The sequence below is a fragment of the Nonomuraea turkmeniaca genome, from assembly GCF_005889735.1.
Taxonomy (GTDB): Bacteria; Actinomycetota; Actinomycetes; order Streptosporangiales; family Streptosporangiaceae; genus Nonomuraea; species Nonomuraea turkmeniaca.
The window spans coordinates 13,999-34,272 of record NZ_VCKY01000036.1 but is presented as its reverse complement, the minus strand read 5'-3'; the positions used below and the strand labels follow the sequence as shown (position 1 = coordinate 34,272).

The window sequence follows — 20,274 nt, the reverse complement described above, 5'->3', positions numbered from 1 at the left end:
CTAGGGCGCGATCACCGCGACGTCGGGACCGGACAGCGGGAATCGTTCGAGCACCAGCGGGTCGTGGCCGGCGACCACGAGGCCGGGGCCGCCGGCCAGCTCCTTGATGCGGTCGAAGGCGCCGTACATCCCGGTCATGCTGTGCAGGATCGGGAAGGGGCGGTCACTCTCGATGTTCTCGTAGAAGTGGCTGGCGTCGGAGGCCAGCACCACGGGGCCGCGGGCGGTGGCGACCCGCACCACCTGCATGCCCGCGGTGTGCCCGCCCACCAGGTGCACGCTCAGGCCGGGCACGACGAAGGCGTCGCCGTCCACCACCCGCACGCGGCCGTCCTTGCGGGCCGCCCGCAGGCGGGCCAGGTCGTCGTCGTTGAGCAGCCAGCGCTCCCGGCCGATCCGCTCCGCCCAGGGTCCGGTCCAGTAGTCGAGCTCGGCCTGCTGGACGACGTAGCGGGCTTGTGGGAACTCGTGGGCGGTGCCGGTGTGGTCGTAGTGCAGGTGGGTCAGCACGACGTGATCGACCGACTCGGCACGCACGCCCAGCTCGGCCAGGGCATCGACGGGCGAACAGCGGTAGTCGATGCCCTCGACCCGCGCGGCCCGCCCGGGGGCGATGCCGGTGTCGACGACGACGGTGTGCTCCTCGGAGACCGCCAGCCAGACGTAGTAAGCGGTCGGATGGGAGCTCTCGCCGCCGGGCTCGTAGCCGTGGAAGTGCTCGCCGCGACGGGCGTCCCGCTGGGCGTAGCGCACGGCGTAGACGCGGAACCCGCTCACACCGTCACCCGCCCGGCGGGCTTGAGCCCGAGCTGGTCGGTCGGCACCTTGTAGGTCTCCTTGGCCGTCGCGACGGCGGCCACGTTGACCAGGCACACCACCGCCGTGATGATCGAGACGCCGAGCCAGCTCTCGGGACCGGTGCCGGCCACCGCGGTGGCCACCGTGGGCGCGAAGCCGGCGATGGCGAAGCCGATCTGGGTGCCGATCGCCATGCCGGACAGGCGGACCCTGGTGGTGAACATCTCGCCGTAGAACGACGGCCAGACGGCGCTGGTGGCGCTGTGCACGATGCCGAACATGACGATCCCGGCCAGGAAGATCAGGAAATAGTCGCCGGCGGAGATCGACCACAGGTAGGCGAACATCAGCACCGCGCAGCCGAGCGAGCCGCCGATGAAGACCGGTTTGCGCCCCACCCGGTCCGACAGCCTGCCCCACAGCGGGATCGTGAGCACGGCGGCGATGTTGGCCAGCACGCCGACCCACAACATGAGCCCACGCTCCAGTCCCATGGTGTTGACCGCATAGGACAGGGCATGGACGGTGAAGATCGTGCTCACCGAGGCGATGACCGCGGCCACGACCACGCGCAGCACGTCCCGCCACTGCTCGCGGAACAGCACGGCCAGCGGCATCTTGGCGACGGTGTTGGTGGCGACCTCCTGCTCGAAGGCGGGGGTCTCCTCCAGCGTGCGCCGGATGACCAGCCCGACCACCGCCACCACGACGCTCAGCCAGAACGGCACCCGCCAGCCCCAGCTCAACAGGTCCTCCTCCGGCAGCGCGGCGATCGGCAGGAAGATCGCCGTGGCGATGATCTGCCCGGCCTGGGTACCGTTGAGCGTGAAGCTCGTGTAGAAGGCGCGCCGGCCTTCGGGGGCATGCTCCAGCGTCATCGAGTTGGCGCCCGCCTGTTCGCCCGAGACGGAGAAGCCCTGCATCAGCCGCAGCACCACGAGCAGAACCGGCGCGAGCACCCCGACCTGGTCGTACGTGGGCAGGCACCCGACCAGGAACGTCGAGCCGCCCATCATCACCAGCGTGGTGACCAGCACCTTCTTGCGGCCGAACTTGTCACCCACGTGTCCGAGCACGAAGGCGCCCACCGGCCGGGCCAGATAGCCGACGCCGAACGTGGCCAGTGCGAACAGCGTCCCCGCGGCCGGCGAAGACGAAGGAAAGAAGATCTTGTTGAAGACCAGCGCGGCAGCGGTGCCATAGATGAAGAAGTCGTAGTACTCGAGCGCGCTGCCGATCCAGGCCGCCACAGCCGCTTTGCGGGGTTTGCCCTGCACCGTCACGAATTCTCCTCACACTGCGATTTGGGGGAAGAACACAGTGGCAGGAAACTAACTCACCGGTTCGTACATTACAAGGGTGTTACTGATTGTCACCCGGCCACTTCCTGATCAGGTACCCGTTGCCTGGCCACGCAGATAGGCCACGATCATCTCGCCGACCATCCGCCGCAGCCGGTCACGATGCTCCGGCGCGGCCATGTCCCGGCCGAACAGCGCCCCGAACGTGTGCTGGTTGGCCACCCTGAAGAAACAGAACGAGCTGATCAGCATGTGCACGTCGATGGCGTCGGCCTCGGTGGCGAAGTCGCCGCTCGCCATGCCCGCGTCGAGGATGGCCTCGATCAGGTCGAGCACGGGCGTGCCGAGGTTGGCCAGGGCCTCGGACTTGCGGATGTGCTCGGCCTGGTGGATGTTCTCGATCGCGACGAGCTTGATGAAGTCCCGGTGGGCGTCGTGGTGGTCGAAGGTGAGCTCGGCCAGCGTGCGGATGGCCTCGATCGGGGCCAGGTGCTCCACCTCGATCCCCCGCTCCATCCCCCGGACCTCGGCGTAGGCCTTCTCCAGGACCGCGATGTAGAGCCGTTCCTTGCTGCCGAAGTAGTAGTAGATCATGCGCTTGGTGGTGCGCATGCGGGCGGCGATCTCGTCGACGCGCGCTCCCGCGTAGCCGTTGCGGGCGAACTCCTGCTGGGCGACCTCGAGGATCTCGGCTCTGGTGCGCTCGGCGTCCCGCTGGCGTTCGGTCGTGCCGGACTCGGGCACGTTGGACGCGGTGGCGGGCTGAGAGGTCACCGGGCCATCTTAGTGAGCTCCCGCGTGTTGCACGGCGAGCCGGATGGGGGCGTTGACGGCTCCATATCCCTGATACCCGCCGACCCGCTGGACGATCTCGAAGAAGACGCGTCCCACGGTGACCGTGTACAGGTGCAGGAACTCCCCGTGCTCGTCCCGGTCGTACAGCACGCCGAGGCGGCGCAGCTCGGGATCGACGTCGTGGCGGGCGTCCAGGTCGTCGTAGTAGTTGCCGGGGATGGGCAGCAGCAGCTCCGGGTGTTCGGCCCGTAGCCTGCGGGCCATGCCGATGACGTCGTCGCATGCCAGCGCGACGTGCTGCCAGGGGATGTCGGCCGCGCCGACCTGGGCCAGGTTGAGCACCATGCGCACCGAGCCCTCGGGCACATTGGACATCGTGCCGGACTCGGGCACATTGGACATCGTGCCGGGCTCGGGCACATTGGACATCGCTTTGCTGCGCAGCAGCCCGTACGGGTCGGGCAGCTCAAGGCTCTCCTGCGGGCGCAGCCCGAGCACGGTCCGGTAGAACAGCGCCGCCTCGTCGAAGTGGTGCCACGGCTGGGTCAGCGCCACGTGGTCGATGCCGCTGATCGGCCCAGTGCTCGGTCCTGTGCTCGGTCCTGTGCTCGGTCCTGTGCTCGGCCCAGTGCTCGGCCCAGTGCTCGGCCCAGTGCTCGGCCCCGAGGGGTGGAAGTCGCCGAGCCAGGCGTCGTCGCAGAAGAAGATCTCGGTGCCGTCCGGCGCGGCGACCGCTTCCAGGCGGGCCTCCCGCGGGGCGCGCTCGCGTGGCAACACCGGCGACAACAACGTCTCGGCGTGCTTGGCCGCCCCGGCGGGATCGGGACTGTCCAGGCCGAGGGCGATGAGCGCGGGATCGGTTCCGGTGGCGTTCAGCAGCAGCCGTGCCCCGCCCTGCTCCCAGAGCTCGACCGGCTTCGTGGGATGCGTCCCGGTGCGGGCGAAGCCCAGCGCGGTCAGCACCTCGCCGAGCGATCCGGTGTCGGCCAGCTCGGCGAAGGCGAACCCGACCGGCACGGCCGGATGGGCGACGCCCCGCAGATCCTGCTCCAGCGCGATGAGCGACCGCATGCCGTCCAGCGCGGTCCGCTCCACCGACGCCTGGCGGAAGACGTCGTTGAAGACCTCCAGCGACAGGGGGCCGGCGTACCCCGTGCGCAGCACGCTTTCGACCAGCCCGGTCAGGTCGAAGGTGCCCTGGCCGGGGAAACAGCGGTAGTGGCGGCTCCATTGCAGCACGTCCATGGCCAGCAGCGGCGCGTCGGCGAGCTGCAGGAAGAAGATCTTCTCGCCGGGGATGGCCTCGATGCCGATCGGGTCGGAGCCGCGCGACAGGATGTGGAAGCTGTCCAGGCAGGTGCCCAGGTTGGGGTGGTCGGCCATGCGGACGATCCGCCAGGCGTGCAGGTATTCGTTGACGTGCCGCCCCCATGCCAGGGCCTCGTACGCGATGCGGATGCCGTGCTCGGCGGCCCGCTCGGCCAGCAGCCGCAGCTGCTCGGCGGCGAGCTCGTCGTCGTCGATCGCCTGCGGCGAGACGTTGGAGCAGACCAGCAGCAGGTCCGCGCCGAGCCGCTCCATCAGCCGGAACTTGCGCTCGGCCCGGCGCAGGTCCGGTCCGGGCATCGCCTCGAAGTCGCGGAACGGCTGGTAGAGGTCGATGCCGAGGCCGAGGTCGGCGGCGCGGGCCCGGATCTCCTCGGGCGGCAGCGGGCAGGACAACAGGTCGTTCTCGAAGATCTCCACGCCGTCGAACCCGGCGGCCGCGATGGCCTCCAGCTTCTCCGTCAGGGTGCCGCTGACCGACACGGTGGCGATGGACTTGCGCATGGGTCCTCCTCAGTCGGTGACCAGGTCGGTCAGGTGGGTGAACATCCGCTCGACGTCCGGAGCGCGGCCGGTGAACAGGCGGAAGGCGTCGACGGCTTGGAAGACGACCATGCCGGTGCCGTCCAGGGTGCGGCAGCCCAGGTCGCGGGCCTGCTTCAGCAGCTCGGTTGCCACGGGCCGGTAGACGATGTCGGCCACCCACATCGCCGGGCGCAACAATTCGGCGGGCAGCGGCAGGCCTGGATGGTGGGCCATGCCGGTGGGCGTGGCGTGTACCAGGCCATCGGCGGCGGCCAGCAGCTCTGGCAGGTCATCCTCGGCGGCGGGGCATGCCCGCCCGGCGCCGAAGCGGCCGGTCAGTTCGGCGGCCAGTCGCACCGCCCTGGCCGGGTCGGCGTCCACGAGGGTGATGCGCTCGGCTCCGAGGGTGAGGAGCGCGTGCGCGACCGCCGCGCCCGCCCCGCCCGCACCGAGCTGCACGATCTGCCGGACGGGCGCGTCGGGCAGGCCTCGGGTGAACGAGCCCTTGAAGCCCGTCCAGTCGGTGTTGTGGCCGATCGCCCGCTCGCCCTCGAAGACGACCGTGTTGACCGCACCGAGCGTGGCGGCGTCCGGCGACAACGCGTCCAGGTGCGGGATCACCGCCTGCTTGCAGGGATGGGTGATGTTGAGCCCGTCGTAGCCGAAGCGGCGGGCCGTGCGGACCAGTCCTCCCACGTCGTCACCCAGGCGGTCGGTGTCGAGCAGCTTGTAGACGTAGGACAGCCCGTGGTGGACGGCCTCGCGCTCGTGCAGCGAGGGGCTGAACGAGGGGCCGATGCCGGAGCCGATCAACCCGATCAGGTACGAGTCCATCACTCCGTCCCCTCCAGCGGCAGCGACATGTGGGCCAGGGCGAGCACATCGCTCTGGCGCAGGTCCACCTCCAGGCCGTGTGCCGGGGCCGCGTTGTGGCATTGCCGCTCGATCTCGGCCAGCGTCGTGGCGCCGTACACGGCAGGCTCGCGCCGGCCGAGGAGGTTCAGAAGGGGCCCGTTCAGGACCAGCACGCGGGGCATGACTCACTAATGTACGTACTAGTGAGTTACGTTACTAGTCCTGGATCGCCACCTGTGGCAGAACGTGACCGTCGCCGAGCGGCATGGTGACAGTCACCGGCCGTACCTCCTGGATGGTGCGCCCATGCGCTGGAAAACGTAGCCCAGAGGGATCCTGTGGTCGGCCCTGCCAGCACGGCGTGCGATCTCCGGCTCCCCCGTCGGGGCCGGGCGGAGGCTTATGGAGCGCCGGCGCCGCGTAGGTAGGCCACCGCCATCTCTCCGACCATGGCGCGCAGCCGGGCGCGCTCCTCCTCCGCGGCGATGTCGCGTCCGAACAGCACTCCGAAGGTGTGCTGGTTGGCGATGCGGAAGAAGCAGAAGGCACTGATCATCATGTGGACGTCGATGGCGTCCGCCTCTGTGACGAAGTCGCCCGAGGCCCGTCCCGCCTCCAGGATGCGGGAGATGATCCCGATCACCGGCGTGCCCAGGGTGGCCAGCACGGGCGACTTGCGGATGTGCTCGGCGTGGTGGATGTTCTCGATGCTGACGAGCTTGATGAAGTCCCGGTGCGCGTCGTGGTGGTCGAAGGTCAGCTCGGCCAAGGTGCGTATCGCCTCGACCGGCGCCAGATGCTCGACGTCGACGGTCTGCTCGACCGCCCGCACCTCCGTGTACGCGGTCTCCAGGGCGGCGATGTAGAGCTGCTCTTTGCTGCCGAAGTAGTAGTAGATCATCCGTTTGGTGGTGCGGGTCAGCGCGGCGATCTCATCCACTCTGGCCCCGGCGTACCCCCGTCGCGCGAACTCGCGCGTCGCGACCTCCAGGATCTCCGCCCTGGTCCGATCGGCGTCCCGCTGCCGCTCTCCGGCGGGCTGAGTTGCCGGTTGCATGAACCGCATCCTATGCGTACGACCTGGCGCGCTCGACCGCGAGCCACCACGACCAGGCCATCGGCGAGCGCGACGGGCACCGGCGGGCTCGTGCCCCGAGTTCGAGCCTCGACGCGGCGTGCTCGAGCGCCTGGCACTTCGCCGGCGTCGGCCAGGGGTGGAAGCCGAGGGGGTGACGCGAATCTCCCTTGTGCTTTACGGTCGCCGCACGTAGTCGCCGATCCTGGCCGCGGCGTCGCGGAGCACCCCAGGCGTGAGCCGGCGATGGACGGCGGACAGCGGAGGCCACACACCATGGCCCAGAAGCCCGTCATAGCGCAGGAAGGTCCCCAGCGACACCCGCCCGTCGGTTGCCCGTACCAGAAGGTTGCCGGTCAGAAACCAGGAAACGGCCTCGAGCCGGATCCAGTCTTCGCCGCGTTCGGCGATGCGCCAGCCGCCCACGGTGTCCGGCGATGGGCCTCGGCTGAGCCGGAAACCGAGGAGGCCGCGCCAAATCAGCTGTTCCGCGACGTTGGGGACGTCGCCGAACATCGCGCGCGCCCACTGCTCCGGCGTTGCGTCCGCGTCGACGGGGAGGGTGAAGTAGTCGACGTAGTCGACGCGGGACAACGAGCTGAGTGCGCGGATGGACTCGGGGAGGTTGCGCGTGCCCACGACACATTCCACGGTGGCCGCGCCGCCGTCCGCCGGAGCCGGGCGGCCATGGTCCCGCCGTCCCGGCAGGCCGTCGGGGTTCACGAGGACCGCCGTGCGAAGCGGCCGACGAGCTTGTCAGCGTGCTCGGGCCGTGGGTAGCGGAAGACGACAAGAATGCCGGTCACGTCACTGTCTCCGTTCGTGTATACGCCACCGTATAGACTGAAGATAGCCCGTTTATACGGTGGCGTATACACGGCGGAGAAGTGAGGTGGGACACATCGTGGGCGCGACTCGTACGCCGCGTGACAGGTGGATCGAGGAAGGTCTGCGGGCACTGTCCGCCGGCGGTCCGGACGCCGTCCGCGTCGAGGCGCTGGCGAAGAAGCTCGGCGTCACGAAAGGCGGGTTCTACGGGTACTTCGCCGACCGCGACGCGCTGCTGAACGCCATGCTGGACGTCTGGGAGCGGGAGAGCATCGATGAGGTGATCGACCGCATCGAGCGCGAGGGGGGCGACCCGAAGGCCAAGATCCAGCGCGCGGGCATGCTCACCTTCTCCAGCGACCGCCTGCTGCCCATCGACCTCGCGATCCGCGACTGGGCCCGGCGCGACCAGGCGGTCGCCGAGCGCTTGCGACGGGTGGACAACCGGCGCATGGCGCTGCTGCGCGAAATGATCGGCACCTTCTGCTCCGATGCCGACGAGGTCGAGGCCCGCAGCATGCTCGCCTTCTGCCTGGCGATCGGCGAGCACTTCCTCGCCGCCGACCACGGCGACCGCACCCGAGCCCAGGTCCTTGCCCGAGCCGCCGACCTCCTGCTCGACCGCCCCGCAAAGACGACAACCACTGATCGCCTCTGAGTGGGCTTCCGAGGACATCGGAGGCTAGACATGGGGAAGATTGCGGCGCAGGAAGTCCAGCTCCAGCAGGAGCAGGTTCTCGGCAACCTCCTCCTGGGCGGCCATGTGCGAGACGCCCGACAGCGGAAGGACCGTGTGCGGGCGGCCCGCGGCCAGCAGCGCGGCCGACAACCTCAGCGTGTGGGCGGCGAAGACGTTGTCGTCGGCCAGGCCGTGCACGAGCATGAGCGGGCGGCGCAGGTTCGGGGCGTCGGCGATGATGGAGCTGCGGTCATAGGCTTCGGGGTGCTGATCGGGGTGGCCCAGGTAGCGTTCTTGCCAGTGGGTGTCGTAGAGGCGGGCGTCGGTGACCGGCGCGCCGGCGACAGCGGCGTGGAAAACGTCGGGGTGGCGCAGCACGGCCGCGGCCGCCAGATACCCACCGTACGACCAGCCACGGATCGCCACCCGGTCCAGGTCCAGGTCGGGGAACCGGCCCGCGGCCGCGTGCAGCGCGTCGGCCTGGTCCTCCAGCGCCGCGCTCAGCTTGTCGAGGTGGATGGCTCGCTCCCAGGCCGGCCCCCGGCCCGGCGTGCCGCGCCCGTCCACGACCAGCACGGCGAAGCCCTGGTCGGCGAACCACTGCGAGACCGCGAAGCCGTCCAGCCCCCGCAGGACCAGGGCGCCGGCCGGTCCGGCATACGGGTCGAGCAGCACCGGCAGCCGCCGCGAGCCCGGCACGTGCCCGGTCGGGAACATGATCGCGCCGCGCAGCTCCCGCTTGCCCAGCGACACCAGCTCCACCTTCGGGCGCAGGACCGGGACCGCGCCGTTCGAGGTGATCGGCGTGGCCGTCCGCCCGTCGGTCACCGCGACGCGGACCCCGTGCTCTTCCAAGGTGCGGGTGACCACGAGCGTGACGCCCCCGCCGCGCGTCCCGGTGTGCAGGCCCGGCTCGGAGGTGACCCTGACCAGCCCTGCGGCCCTGGAGTAGCTGTACAGGTGGCGTTCGGTCGGCTCGTCGCAACACTCCGCGAGCACGGTGTCGCCGTCCACCGCCAGGATCCGCAGCACCTGCAGACCCGGCGGCGTCACCAGGTCGTCGCCCACCATCAGGCGGCGGGTGTCGTCGCGGTCCACCGTCCAGACCAGCTCCCCGCTCGCCGTGCGGGCGGGTGTGCCGGGCACGAGCTCCAGCCAGGCGTCGTCGGTGTCCTCGCGCAGCAGCGTGGTGGCACCCGTCTCGGGGTCGGCCTCCAGAACGCGGGTGGTGCGCTGGTCGCGGCTCTGCACCAGCACCAGCAGGCCCTGGCCGGTCCACGACACCGCCGCGACGTACTCGAACGCCGTCCTGTCCCAGATCACCTCGGTACGCTCCCCGGCCAGCGTGGTCAGCCAGAGCGTCACGTCGGCGTTGTCGGTACCGGCCGCCGGATAGGCCATGGTCCTGGGCGGCCGGCCGGGATCGGCGGGCTCGGACAGGTGCCACCTGCTCACCCCGGCGTTGTCCACGCGCGCCACCAGCAGACGCGTGCCATCGGGCGCCCACCAGTAGCCCCTGTGCCTGGCCATCGACTCAGCCGCCACGTGCTCGGGCAGCCCCCAGGTCACCTCGGGGCCGTCCGGCGTCAGCAGCGGCCTGCCGTCGACGTGCAACGCGCCGTCGCACACGTGGGCGATGTGCTGCCCGGCCGGGTCGAGCCGCGGGTCGGATCCAGTCGCACTGAGCAGGGTGATCGCGCCGGTCAGCAGGTCGACGATGCGGAGCTCGCCGTCGAGCGCGTAGACGGCCTTGGTGACGGCGGCGTCGGTCGCGTAGGCGACGATACCGCTCGCACGTTCGCGGGTGCGTTCCCTGCGCGCGCGCTCCGCCTCCGGCACGGTCACGCCCGACGGGGTGCCGGGATCCACGAGCAGGCGCTCCTCCCCCGTGGCCACCGTCAGCGTCCACAGCCGGTTCACCGGGTCGTCACCGGCCGAGGACCTGAGGAAGACCACCCTGGCGCCGTCCGGCGAGATCGTGAAGTCCCTGGGGATACCGAGTTTGAAACGGGCCGTGCGGGCATGCTGGCGCGGAAGCGTGAGGGGAGACATGGGGGGATCATAGGCACGCCTGTCGAACCCGCCGCAAGCCGGCGGTAAGGGCAGAAGCGAGGACTACAGCGGCGATCCCACGGGCCCGAGCCTGATCTGCTCAGGTCTTCGTCGACGAGTCCGGCTCGGGCGTCGCCTCACCCAGGTCCGGGCCGTAGTCGTCCAGATCGGTTCCGTACTCTGCGCCGTCCCCGTCGGTGTCATTGTCGTTCGCGTCTTGAATCCCGTCACCGTCCATGTCGAGCACTTCCGGCAGCGGCGTCGTTTCGGAGACGGGCACAGGTGTGGCCGGCGGTCCGGATGACGGCTCCTCACCTGAGAGTCCCCGCGGGAGCGCGGTCTCCATGCGGCCACCGTGCCGCCCGTCCACCGCGGACCGTACGCGGGTCTGGCCGCGGCGCACCAGGCGGTGCTCGGTTCAGGTCGGCAACCCCTCCCCCGCTCTCAAGGGGTGGGCCGAGCCCCGGTGCGAGCGGCGCGGTATTACCGTCCGCATTCTCCAGACGCCGGATCGGCCGTGGACGCTCCCCTTGCGGGTTGCCGGACCGGCGCACCGGCAGGTGGAGGCGATGCGGGTCTGGATCCCGGCCTTCACCCCTGAGTCCAGCACTGTCACGCCCAGGCTGTGCGCGGCGTGCAGCACGCCCACGGCCGCCACATCGGTCGAGGCGACGATCGCCGTGGGCGGGTCGGGCCGGTCCATCATCCGCCGCAGCACGGCGCGCCGCGGTTGTCACCTCCGGTCGTGTGCGAGAGATCGCGCGGGCGTCAGCACCGTGGACAATGCCCAGCGGCCAGGTCCGAGGGCGGCGATGAGCAGGAAGCCCCAGCAGAAGAGCGCGGCCTTCTCACCGCCGTTTTCGATCGGGAACAGCGCTTGAGGCTGGTGGACGACGAAGTAGGCGTAGGCCATGGTCCCTGAGCAGATGACGGCGGCTGCGCGGGTGGCCAGCCCGAGCAGGACGAGGGTGCCGCCGATCAGCTCGATGACCGCGGCCCACCATCCGGGCCATTGTCCGATGCTGGGCACTTGTCCCTGTGGCCCTCCCATCACGTTGAAGAGCGTCGCCGCGCCGTGGCAGGCGAACAGCAGCCCAATCACGAACCGGTACAGAGCCAGGTACAGCCCCTGATTTTTGAACAGCAGATCCACAACAATGTCCTTTCTCAGACGGGGATGCGGACGTTGTGCCGAGTCCGGGCCGGCGTCGAATGTGGTACGCCCTCTTGCTGGTTCGATCTCCGGGACTGGAATGCGAAAAACTTGGGAGCGCTCCCAAAGAGATTCTGAGTTGCGCTCTCATATGTCAATGCCGGGGTCGTCCAGAGGTCCGGGCGCCAAGCACCCTCTCTACGCGCCACGTGGCCGGACGCTCCGGACATTGACATGTTGGGTCATGAAAATTTCATCTATATACCGGGTTCGTCCCGGCCTACGCTGAGCCGGTTCGCGCGGGCGCCGCGCCGGAGCCGCCGTCGCGGATCCAGACGGTCATGTCGGAGAGTCCACGGTTTGCCCAGGAGAAGTAGGGCACTTGGCGTCGCCGTGCAGGGTGACGACGCCGGTCCGCTCGTCGGGGACCGCGTGGACACGGGTTCGCCGTTGACGGTGATGGCGGGTTGCCAGCCCCAGCTGGGGATGGCGACTGCCAGGGTGAAGTCCGCTTCGTCGGCGGCGGGGGTGACGGCGAGGTTCGGCGTGGTAGCCGCCAAGGTGGACGACCTCAAGGCCGGAACCGCCGGCCATGGCCGCAGCCACGAGGGACTGCGGCCATAAACGGTCAGATCCAGTCGGCGACGCGGAAGACCGAGAGCATGTCGTGTGAGCGGGGGTCGGCCATGTCCTTGTACGGGTAGAACGCGGCCTCGACACCGACCCAGCCCCGCCACCCACCGTTGTCATCGATGATCTGCAGCAGCGGATAGACGTGGCTGTTGCCGCGCGGGCACGGGGCCTTTTCGGTGAAGCAGTCGCACCAGTGCCAAAAGGTGTCCCGGCGGTCGTAGCTGCCGACCTTCTGGATGTAGTTGTTCAGGCCCTTGTTGTCCGAGCCCGCGCAGCTGCAGCTCTTGGGGGCCTGGGTCTTCACCGTGAGGCACGAGGTGGACGTGGTGCACTGCCGCCAGGGGTCGAGGCCCCAGGTACTCTTCACGAACTTGACCTCGTCATGAGCCGCCCGGTAGTAGGTCATCGTCGTGCCGGCCTGAGCCTTCAGCACGGTGCTCATCGCCCGGCGCTCGGTGAAGGCCGCGTTGCTGCCGTAGCCGTAGCCGTGGGTGAACTTCTTCGAATACTTGAAGCTCAGCTGGCTGTAGGTGCCGTCGGGTGCGAGATGAACGGACCACTCCTCGGACAGCCAGGAGTCCTGATCCCAGTCGATGTTGACGATCTGCCGCCCGTCGTCGGCGTTGTACAGGCGGTAGCGTCCGCTGCGCTGTTCGGAGGCTGCCGAGGTGAACCCGCCGACGGTCTGGATCTCGCACTGCCGCACCGTGCCGGTGGTGCCCGAACAGGCGCCGGAGGGCACGGCGCCGGTGCCCACCCGGGCAGCCGGCTGCCGCTGATCCCACCACCAGGTACGGCTTTGCACGCGACCGTCGGTGCCGAATTGATAGGTCCCGAGCCGCACCCAATTGTCCCCGGAGGTGCCTTGTCTCAGCAGGCCGAACGACATCACGTAATTCGCCTTGCCGCCGGGGAGTGCCTGGGCGCTGGCGGGGGCGACCGGTCCGAGCAGGACAACGATGAAGGCCATGATCGCGAGCACGGCCGCGGACCTCTTAATCCCATACACCCGTGACAAGCTATAGACCACCGGTATATCGCGGGTATCTTCGCCGGTTTGACATCGAGCACTGTCTGAAGTTCCTGAAAGCTTGCTGAGATCGACGAACGTCGCCCTCCGCCACCCAGAACAGGCGATGCGCCGGACCTGGCTCCTGCTGACGCCTACGCCCGGCTCCCGTTGGCCCGCGACCACCCACCTGGCCAGAACCGGCCACTGCCCGTCACGTCGCACGGCGTGGAGGCCGGGGTGGCGTCACGGGACGACCAGATCAGCGGACGCCTCAGCCTCGGTGGCGCGTGCCTCGACGAGACCCGTCAGACACGGGCGGCGCAGCCCCGTGACGGCGATACCCACCACTCCGACCGGCCCGGTCCCGAGCGTCCGGGCGGTCCGGTTCGGAATCCGGCCGAGCTCGTCGATCGCCGCATGCACCCGCCGCACCCGCTCCGGACGGATCAGGCCTGTCGGAGGGTCGCCGGCAGCAGGGCGCGGATCGTGGCGTGGACGGCCTCGAGGTCCACCGCGTCGGGAGCGACCCGCCACTGGGCGTGGACGCCGATGACGGTGCCCACCAGCAGGACCGTGAACGCCTCCAGGGTGGTGCCCGGGGGCAGCGCTTCCACCGGTATCCGGGCCCGCACCCCCTGCCGGAGTGCCGCGTGAAGGCGCGCGTAGTGCTCGCGGATCGGCGAGTCGACCTCCACGGCCTCGGCGAGCAGGGTGATGAACAAGCGCGTGACGGGCAGCCGGATGAAGCCCATGACCTGGTCGAGCGGATCAGCGGGGCGCTCCCCGGCGGGCGGGGCGAAAGTGGTCAGCACGGCGTGCAGCCGGTCGTCGAGCACCGCTTCCAGCAGGCCCAGTTTGTTGCCGAAGTGCCAGGGGATGGAACCGCGGCTGATGCCGGCCTTCTCGGCGATGTCGATGAAGCTCGTCTGCCGGTATCCCTTCTCGGCGAAGAGTTCGGCGGCGGCCGTCACCAGCAGCCGGCGGCTCTCCTCAGTCCTCTGGATACGTCGCGTGGCCATGCGGACCATCAAACCAGGTATGCCGAGTAACAGAGCAAATGCTGATCGATATAGCCTATGTCAGTCAACATAGGAATGAAGGGACGTCACGGTGAACTCCAGAAAGCGGCTGCTCCGCTGGGCGAGCGGGATCATGTTCGTGCTGGGAACGGGACACCTGTCCTTGCTGGCGCTCATCGCCTGGGAGGACATCACCGGCTGGGTGGATCGGGGGATGTGGGCGGCCGTCCCGCTCGCATTCACGGAGGAGGGCGCCGTTCAGATGGTGGAGTCCCTTCAGAACAAGGTCACCTTCTGGGCCGGTCCGGGAAGCTTCGCCGTGCCCCTCATTCTCTTGGGCTGCCTGACATGGCACCTCGCCGGACGCGGGGTGGCCGTGCCCGCCGGAATCGGCTGGGGCCTCGCGACGTGGTGTGCGTTAGGCGGCGTCCTTCTGGTGCCCTCCCCCTTCTTCGCCGGGATCGTCTCCGGGGCTCTCATCATCCTGGCAGCGCGGAAGGACGATCGGTCGTGAGCAGCCCGCTTACACGGAACCGGCGCCACCGCGCGTTGATGCCCTGCCCGTCGAGCGAGCGGCTGCGACCGTCCCGGATCGGCAACATCGTCCAGATCCCGAACCCGATGCGAACACGTTCGGGGATGAGGGTGCCGTGGGCCTCGTACACGGTGCGGCCGTCGACGCGCCAGGTCGCGGTCGATCGGCTCCGGTCGAGCGTGATCTCGCACGCGCGAGGCCGGGTGGTGAAGTCGTCGTCGAAGTCCTCGTACGGCGACTCGACGATGTGGTAGAAGGGCTCGTCCGCTCCCCACGCGCCCAGCTGCTCATGCAGCGCGAGCACGCGGGTGGAGGTGCCGCAGACGGCGAACACACGCTTGCTCGCTTCGAAGTCGAAAACGTGGAAGGCGGCCATTCCCCGGCGGTAGTCCCCCGGGTCCCCGCCGATGTTCTCGACCGCGAGGTCGACGGCGAACGTCGCGGGCCGATCCGGCGGCAGCTCGAACTGGCCCGTCGAGAAGATGAGGTACTTGGCGCTGTCGGCAGGCTGGAAGGTGTCATGGGACAGCGAGAAGCGCGGGATCGTCACCCGCACCTCGCCCTCGCCGACCGCCAGCTCAGCGTTGGGGTCCAGCGGGACGTGGTCACCGCCCTCCGGGAGTGGCAGGCGCACCCGGCTCCAGCGCGCGGCGTCGAGGTCCGGCCCTTCGAACTCGTCGTACGTGACGAAGCCGGCACGGGCGGCGGCTTCGTCCTGCGTCTCAGACCTCATGGCTTCCCTCAGATCAGATCGATCGCGATACGTCGCCATAATCCGTCTCCCTTCGTTCACGCTCTCAAAGGGATGACGCCTGGCGACGCGCAGAGGTGACATCTCAGGTCGGTGGACGAGCGCGACCGGCCCCAGGAGTGGTGGGCAGGCGCGTACGGCGCCGGCCTGCGTGGGCCCGTACGCCGGGCACCGAACCGTCAGGCGGCGAAGACCTGGGAGTCGTCGGCGAACGCCTTGAACTCCAGGGCGTTGCCCGCCGGATCGAGCAGGAACATCGTCCACTGCTCCCCGGTCTGCCCCTCGAAGCGCACATACGGCTCGATGACGAACGCGGTGCCCGCGGCGCGGAGCCGGTCGGCGAGCTTGTGGAACTCCGGGACGGTCAGGATCAGACCGAAGTGCGGCACCGGGACGTCGTGACCGTCGACCGGGTTGTGGATGCGCTGCGCGCGGGCCGGCGCCAGATGCGTGACGAACTGGTGGCCGTGCAGGTTCCAGTCCACCCAGGTGTCGGAGCTGCGGCCCTGCTCCAGGCCCAGCACCTCGCCGTAGAAGTGACGCGCGGCGGCCAGATCGTCGACCGGCATGGCCAGGTGGAACCGCGGGATCGGGGAGTCGAGAACGGTCACGGGACATCCTTCCTGAGGCACCGATGTATGAATGTTGACATTAGGACATTGCGGCAAAGAAGGCCAGGCCATGAGAGGCTGAGCGTCATGAGCGAACAGGGCAGGGTGACCCCGGCCCGCCGCCGGGGCCTCGCGGACGAGGTCGCAGACCGGATCCGGGAGGCCATCTTCGCGGGGTTCTACGCGCCGGGGGCACAACTGCGCGAGGTGGAGCTGGCAGGCGGGCTGGAGGTCAGCCGCGGTCCGGTGCGCGAGGCGCTCCTCCGGCTGGAGCGCGAGGGCCTGGTCCGCAGCGCCTGGCACCGCGGCGCCACCGTCACCACGCTCACTCCAGAGGACGTCGCCGAACTCGACAGCCTGCGCGGCGCACTGGAACACCTCGCCGTCCAGCTGGTGGTCACCCATGCCGCGGACGAGGACATCGCGGCGGTGGAGAAGGCGGCCGAGCGTATGGCACGCGCCGAGGACGAGCATGCGATGGTGCGCAGCGACATCGCCTTCCACAACGCCGTGTACGCCGCCACCGGGCACCGGCGGCTACAGGAGGCGTGGCAGGCCATCCGCTCCCAGGTGCACTTGTTCCTGCTCACCAGGATCGGCCTCAGCTCCGAGGGCTATCTGTCGCACATCGCCGATGAGCATCGAGAGCTGGCGGCCGCCCTGCGCTCCCGCGACATCGACGATGCCCTGGAGCTCTTCGCCGCTCATCGCCGCCACGCCTTCGACATCCTCACCAACCCCACCGCCGCCCACTGACCCCCGGGTGCCGTCACTCAGGGGGTGCTCGCCTCGGACGCGGCATCAGCTGACGTACGAGATCGGACGAGGAAGCCGGCGGCGGCCGCGGTGAAGAACATCAGGACGCCGTACGTCGCGGCGGGGACGGCCATCTGGGTGTTGTTCAGCAGCGCCGGGCTGAGCGCGACGGTGATCGCGAGGGTCGCGTTGTGAATGCCGATCTCCATGCAGGACGCGATGGCCTGGCGGCGGCCGACTCCGGCCAGGAGGGGCGCCCAGTAGCCGACGGCCAAGCTGATCACGCTGAACAGGACCGCGATGGCGCCCACGGAGCGGAGGTATCCGCCGAGATTGTCCAGCTCCTGCAGCAGCGCGCCGAGGATGACCAGGATCAGGATGACGGCGGAAGCGATCTTCACGGGGGATTCCATCCGGTCCGCGAACCGCGGCCTGAACCTGCGCACCGCCATGCCGGCCGCCACGGGGACCAGCACCAGTGCGGTCACCTGCAGCGTCTTGTCGAACTGGAGGCCCAGCGTGCCCGCATCGCCGAAGTAGCTCAGGGACAGGTTGGTGACCAGAGGCAGCGTGACGACGGCCAGCACCGAGTTGATCGCGGTGAGCGTCACGTTCAGCGCGACGTCGCCGCCGAACAGGTGGCTGTAGAGGTTGGCGGTCGTGCCGCCCGGGGACGCGGCCAGGAGCATCATGCCGACGGCCAGTGCCGGTGGCAGGCCGAAGGCGAGCACGAGACCGAGGCACACGGCAGGCAAGAGGATGACCTGGCAGGTCAGCGCCACGACGGCGGCCTTGGGGTAGGCCACTACACGCCGGAAGTCGGCGATCGTCAGGCTCAGACCGAGCCCCAGCATGATGATCGCCAGAGCGATGGGAAGCAGGACGCTGGCAAGGGCCATGGGGGGAGTCCTTTCCGTGCCGGAAGAGCCGATGACCACCGAAGAGGTGGCCGTGCGGCGCCTCGTTGATCGAGGTCGGATACAGACCCCCACAATGTGGGATCGCCGGGCCGATGTGAAGCGGCAGAGGTGGCCGGCTCACGAAGCCGGGCACGCGCCTGCTCGGGGTCCGGGTGCCGCGTCTCATCGGCTACGCCACCCTCGCCGACGCCACCCCCTGCCCGACGCACTCCGTCCCGTTCTCTGAGTTCAATAGAGACTAAACTGATTGCTAGTTGATGAACGAAGCGGAGACGAGCGGTTGCCGGCCCGGATGGAGCGCGTGGCGGCGGCGCAAGCCGGAGGGGCGGGACCAGTTCAGCGAGATCACCGCCGCTGTCCCAACGCGATGAGGAGGGCTCGCCATGACCGGCGAAGGCAGTCCGCGCGAGGAGGGGCACGCGCCCACCGCGTCCAGGAGGATGCGGCGGGCGGGGCCCACCGAGAGTCCGTTCGACGCCGGCTCTGTGCTGGCGGCGTTGGCGGTCATGATCGCCGTGACGATGTCGGTCTGGTACGTGGCGTTGATCGCACAGGAGCATGGCCGGCCGGCGGCCTGGGCCATCGGGGCACTCGTCGGGTCCGCCGTGCTGATGGCGTACGGCATGGTGCGCACGGCCCCGGGACGGGGCACCGCGCTGGCGATCGCCGGCGTGGCGCTGATCGTCCTTGGGTACCTTGCGCTCCTGTCGATCGGCCTCCCCATCCTCATGGCGGGGATGCTGGCGATCATCGCGGCGGGCCTGACCCGCCGATAGGCCGGCCTCGGTGTACCGGGCTACTCGACTTCGGCTCTTGCACGACCGGCGAGAGAGCGGGACCAGGCGTGCACTTCTGCCGATGAGCGGTCCTCGGACGGGGATCTTTCCTCAACGTCCTCGCCGAACGTGCGGTTCGTCGCGCAACCTGTAACGGGCGAACGGGCGAGATGAGGAGGAGCAAAACGCCCGATAACGCTGCGGGATCTGCTGACCTTCACCCTCGGCACCGGCATGGTCCCCGCCGAGCCGGGAACGATCCCGATCGCCGACGCACTGAACGCATTCGGCGAACCACCCCTGGACGAGTGGATCCGCCGGCTCGGCACACTGCCGCTCGTCCACCAGCCAGGCGAGCGCTGGATGTACGACACCGCCGCCGACGTGACGGGCGTGCTCATCGCCCGGGCCACTGGCATGGCCTTCGGGGATGCCTTGCGTGAGCGGATCTGCGATCCGGTCGTCGAAGACGCCCCCGACGGGCGGTGGAGTCGGCCGCCGGCGTTCGAATCAGGTGGCGGCGGGCTCGTCTCGACCGCCGACGACTATCTCGCCTTCGCCTCGGCTCTGCTCGCGGGCGGCACCTACCACGGCGAGCGGGTGCTCTCGCGGCCGTCGGTGACGCTGATGACCAGCGACCACCTGACCCCGGCGCAGAAGGCGGTCTCCGGGTTCTGGCCTGGGTACTTCGACACCATGGGCTGGGGTTTCGGAGTGTCGGTCCGCACCCGTCTCACGCACCTCGGCCCGTCAGTCGGGAGCTACGGATGGCCCGGCTTCTACGGCACCGCCTGGTACAACGATCCCGCCGAGGACATGACGACGATCTTCATCATGCAGCGGGCGCACGCAGGCGACCAGAGGCTGCCGAGATCGCACGACTTCTGGACCGCTGTCTACCAGGCGATCGACGATTGACCGCGGGGGCCGGAGACCCTCGATGATGTCGAGCACCGCGTCCACAGCCCACGACGCAGTCCGGGGGCGGTCATCGCGTTGAGGACCGGGCTATACGCCACGCAGGGCCGACTCGGCGAACGTGTGAGCCGGTTTGGCAAGCCGTTCGTGGAGCTCGAAGAAGATGTCGGCGGCCCGGACCCCGTTCCAGTCCTCGGGGAGCACCTCCAGGGGCAGCCCGGGATCGGAGTAGGGCAGGCGGCGCCAGTCGGTCAGAGCGCTCATGTAGTCGGCGAACGCCTGAGCGGGATCAGTGTCCGCGCCATCGCGGTAGCCGTCGAGAATCGGCTGGTGGCGGTCCAGGAACTCCTGGTAGAGCGCTTGCAGGCGGGTCAGGTCCCACCAATCGGCGACCTGGCCCGCGACGTCGGCGAAGGCGACGTGCTGCGCCTGGAAGAGGTTGACGTAGGCGCTCAGGCCGTGGCGCTCCAGGGCGTCACGTGTCTCGTCGAGCAGGTGGGCGGGGGCGATCCAGACTCCGGCGGCGACGGTTCCGAATCCGAGCCAGGAGAGGCGCGAGCGCAACTGGTGCCGCTTGTCGCGCTCGGTCTCGGGGACGCTGAAGACCGCCAGCAGCCAGCCCTCGTCCGTGGTCGCGCGCCGGCGCTCGAAGATCCGGCGGTCGCCTTCGCGCAGGATCTGGTACGCCTCGTCGGTCAGCGCGTACCCGGCCACGCCGTTCATCTTGGCCGATGTGAGCAGGCCGCGTCGTTTGAGGCGGAAGATCGCAGACCGGACGGACGGCGCATCCACCCCGCACTGGGCGAGTATCCGGATGAGCGCCGCGATGCTCATCCAGCCGCCGCTCTCGCGCGCGTACAGCCCGTACACCGTGACGATCAACGCGCGCGGCTGTTGGCCGCGTCCGGCGAGTTCGTCGTCCTCTGCCATCCCGGTGCACCTCCGTGCCTATGCGC

At 69.3% G+C, this 20,274-nt stretch carries 25 protein-coding genes and 1 pseudogene; 6 read left to right on the top strand and 20 right to left on the bottom strand.

Going from position 1 to position 20,274, the window contains the following annotated elements:
• The 8 genes from ETD86_RS13465 to ETD86_RS13430 all read right to left on the bottom strand — a co-directional run bounded on the left by ETD86_RS13465 (window position 1) and on the right by ETD86_RS13430 (window position 7,314).
• Window positions 1-777 carry an N-acyl homoserine lactonase family protein gene (locus ETD86_RS13465; RefSeq protein WP_138666481.1) on the bottom strand — a complete coding sequence of 259 codons (777 nt, stop codon included), beginning with the start codon at window positions 775-777 and terminating at the stop codon, window positions 1-3.
• Window positions 774-2,081 carry an MFS transporter gene (locus tag ETD86_RS13460; RefSeq protein ID WP_138666480.1) on the bottom strand — a complete coding sequence of 436 codons (1,308 nt, stop codon included), beginning with the start codon at window positions 2,079-2,081 and terminating at the stop codon, window positions 774-776. Before ETD86_RS13460 ends, ETD86_RS13465 begins: the two co-directional genes overlap by 4 nt.
• 108 nt (window positions 2,082-2,189) lie before the next feature.
• Entirely contained in the window at window positions 2,190-2,873 is a 684-nt protein-coding gene (locus ETD86_RS13455; RefSeq protein ID WP_246147888.1) for a TetR/AcrR family transcriptional regulator, read from the bottom strand.
• A gap of 9 nt (window positions 2,874-2,882) precedes the next feature.
• Window positions 2,883-4,724 (bottom strand): bifunctional sugar phosphate isomerase/epimerase/4-hydroxyphenylpyruvate dioxygenase family protein, encoded by a 1,842-nt coding sequence (locus ETD86_RS13450; RefSeq protein ID WP_138666479.1) that lies wholly within the window; start codon window positions 4,722-4,724, stop codon window positions 2,883-2,885.
• A 9-nt stretch (window positions 4,725-4,733) separates the two neighbouring features.
• Window positions 4,734-5,579 (bottom strand): shikimate dehydrogenase, encoded by an 846-nt coding sequence (locus ETD86_RS13445; RefSeq protein WP_138666478.1) that lies wholly within the window; start codon window positions 5,577-5,579, stop codon window positions 4,734-4,736.
• Window positions 5,579-5,782, bottom strand: coding sequence for a type II 3-dehydroquinate dehydratase (locus ETD86_RS59085; protein WP_138666477.1), 204 nt, complete (start codon window positions 5,780-5,782; stop codon window positions 5,579-5,581). Before ETD86_RS59085 ends, ETD86_RS13445 begins: the two co-directional genes overlap by 1 nt.
• A 218-nt stretch (window positions 5,783-6,000) precedes the next feature.
• Window positions 6,001-6,657: a TetR/AcrR family transcriptional regulator gene (locus ETD86_RS13435; RefSeq protein ID WP_138666476.1), complete on the bottom strand. Its 657-nt coding sequence runs from the start codon at window positions 6,655-6,657 to the stop codon at window positions 6,001-6,003.
• A gap of 195 nt (window positions 6,658-6,852) precedes the next feature.
• On the bottom strand, window positions 6,853-7,314 hold the full coding sequence (locus tag ETD86_RS13430) for a DUF2867 domain-containing protein (RefSeq protein WP_138666475.1): 462 nt from the start codon (window positions 7,312-7,314) through the stop codon (window positions 6,853-6,855).
• A gap of 253 nt (window positions 7,315-7,567) precedes the next feature.
• Between ETD86_RS13430 and ETD86_RS13425 the strand changes: the two genes are divergently transcribed.
• Entirely contained in the window at window positions 7,568-8,161 is a 594-nt protein-coding gene (locus ETD86_RS13425; RefSeq protein ID WP_138666474.1) for a TetR/AcrR family transcriptional regulator, read from the top strand.
• Between the two features lie 24 nt (window positions 8,162-8,185).
• On the opposite strand, the gene ETD86_RS13420 is transcribed toward ETD86_RS13425, so the two are convergent.
• The 5 genes from ETD86_RS13420 to ETD86_RS60050 form a co-directional block, all read right to left on the bottom strand.
• Window positions 8,186-10,234, bottom strand: a complete 2,049-nt coding sequence (locus ETD86_RS13420) for a prolyl oligopeptidase family serine peptidase (RefSeq protein ID WP_138666473.1) — start codon at window positions 10,232-10,234, stop codon at window positions 8,186-8,188.
• 100 nt (window positions 10,235-10,334) lie between these two features.
• Window positions 10,335-10,580, bottom strand: a complete 246-nt coding sequence (locus tag ETD86_RS13415; RefSeq protein ID WP_138666472.1) for a hypothetical protein — start codon at window positions 10,578-10,580, stop codon at window positions 10,335-10,337.
• Window positions 10,581-10,652: 72 nt separating this feature from the next.
• A complete protein-coding gene (locus tag ETD86_RS13410; RefSeq protein ID WP_138666471.1) occupies window positions 10,653-10,940 on the bottom strand; it encodes a hypothetical protein in 288 nt (95 codons plus the stop codon).
• 27 nt (window positions 10,941-10,967) lie between these two features.
• Window positions 10,968-11,387: a DoxX family protein gene (locus ETD86_RS13405; protein ID WP_138666470.1), complete on the bottom strand. Its 420-nt coding sequence runs from the start codon at window positions 11,385-11,387 to the stop codon at window positions 10,968-10,970.
• Between the two features lie 280 nt (window positions 11,388-11,667).
• Window positions 11,668-11,769 (bottom strand): hypothetical protein, encoded by a 102-nt coding sequence (locus tag ETD86_RS60050; protein WP_425465630.1) that lies wholly within the window; start codon window positions 11,767-11,769, stop codon window positions 11,668-11,670.
• Between ETD86_RS60050 and ETD86_RS13400 the strand changes: the two genes are divergently transcribed.
• Window positions 11,748-12,011, top strand: coding sequence for a hypothetical protein (locus ETD86_RS13400; protein ID WP_138666469.1), 264 nt, complete (start codon window positions 11,748-11,750; stop codon window positions 12,009-12,011). The genes ETD86_RS60050 and ETD86_RS13400 overlap by 22 nt on opposite strands.
• A gap of 4 nt (window positions 12,012-12,015) precedes the next feature.
• Here the strand turns inward: ETD86_RS13400 and ETD86_RS13395 are convergent, their stop codons facing one another.
• The 3 genes from ETD86_RS13395 to ETD86_RS13385 all read right to left on the bottom strand — a co-directional run bounded on the left by ETD86_RS13395 (window position 12,016) and on the right by ETD86_RS13385 (window position 14,051).
• Window positions 12,016-12,990 carry a hypothetical protein gene (locus ETD86_RS13395; protein ID WP_138666468.1) on the bottom strand — a complete coding sequence of 325 codons (975 nt, stop codon included), beginning with the start codon at window positions 12,988-12,990 and terminating at the stop codon, window positions 12,016-12,018.
• A 285-nt stretch (window positions 12,991-13,275) separates the two neighbouring features.
• Window positions 13,276-13,455, bottom strand: coding sequence for a hypothetical protein (locus ETD86_RS13390; protein ID WP_138666467.1), 180 nt, complete (start codon window positions 13,453-13,455; stop codon window positions 13,276-13,278).
• A gap of 23 nt (window positions 13,456-13,478) precedes the next feature.
• Window positions 13,479-14,051 (bottom strand): TetR/AcrR family transcriptional regulator, encoded by a 573-nt coding sequence (locus tag ETD86_RS13385; RefSeq protein WP_138666466.1) that lies wholly within the window; start codon window positions 14,049-14,051, stop codon window positions 13,479-13,481.
• 91 nt (window positions 14,052-14,142) lie between these two features.
• Between ETD86_RS13385 and ETD86_RS13380 the strand changes: the two genes are divergently transcribed.
• Complete coding sequence (locus tag ETD86_RS13380) at window positions 14,143-14,565, top strand: DUF6463 family protein (RefSeq protein ID WP_211370017.1); 423 nt, start codon at window positions 14,143-14,145, stop codon at window positions 14,563-14,565.
• Here ETD86_RS13380 and ETD86_RS13375 read toward each other — a convergent pair.
• Window positions 14,531-15,319: a DUF6081 family protein gene (locus ETD86_RS13375; RefSeq protein WP_138666465.1), complete on the bottom strand. Its 789-nt coding sequence runs from the start codon at window positions 15,317-15,319 to the stop codon at window positions 14,531-14,533. The genes ETD86_RS13380 and ETD86_RS13375 overlap by 35 nt on opposite strands.
• Before the next feature lie 197 nt (window positions 15,320-15,516).
• Window positions 15,517-15,948, bottom strand: a complete 432-nt coding sequence (locus tag ETD86_RS13370; RefSeq protein ID WP_138666464.1) for a VOC family protein — start codon at window positions 15,946-15,948, stop codon at window positions 15,517-15,519.
• Between the two features lie 87 nt (window positions 15,949-16,035).
• On the opposite strand from ETD86_RS13370, the gene ETD86_RS13365 reads away from it, so the two are divergent.
• Complete coding sequence (locus ETD86_RS13365; protein ID WP_138666463.1) at window positions 16,036-16,704, top strand: GntR family transcriptional regulator; 669 nt, start codon at window positions 16,036-16,038, stop codon at window positions 16,702-16,704.
• Window positions 16,705-16,721: 17 nt separating this feature from the next.
• On the opposite strand, the gene ETD86_RS13360 is transcribed toward ETD86_RS13365, so the two are convergent.
• On the bottom strand, window positions 16,722-17,603 hold the full coding sequence (locus ETD86_RS13360) for a bile acid:sodium symporter family protein (RefSeq protein ID WP_138666462.1): 882 nt from the start codon (window positions 17,601-17,603) through the stop codon (window positions 16,722-16,724).
• A 404-nt stretch (window positions 17,604-18,007) separates the two neighbouring features.
• Here ETD86_RS13360 and ETD86_RS13355 point away from each other — a divergent pair, with 404 nt between their 5' ends.
• A complete protein-coding gene (locus ETD86_RS13355) occupies window positions 18,008-18,400 on the top strand; it encodes a hypothetical protein (RefSeq protein ID WP_138666461.1) in 393 nt (130 codons plus the stop codon).
• A 189-nt stretch (window positions 18,401-18,589) separates the two neighbouring features.
• A pseudogene (locus ETD86_RS13350) lies at window positions 18,590-19,318 on the top strand (serine hydrolase domain-containing protein); the annotation flags it as partial.
• A gap of 90 nt (window positions 19,319-19,408) precedes the next feature.
• Here ETD86_RS13350 and ETD86_RS13345 read toward each other — a convergent pair.
• Window positions 19,409-20,248, bottom strand: coding sequence for a PaaX family transcriptional regulator (locus ETD86_RS13345; protein WP_138666459.1), 840 nt, complete (start codon window positions 20,246-20,248; stop codon window positions 19,409-19,411).
• Window positions 20,249-20,274: the final 26 nt, after the last annotated feature.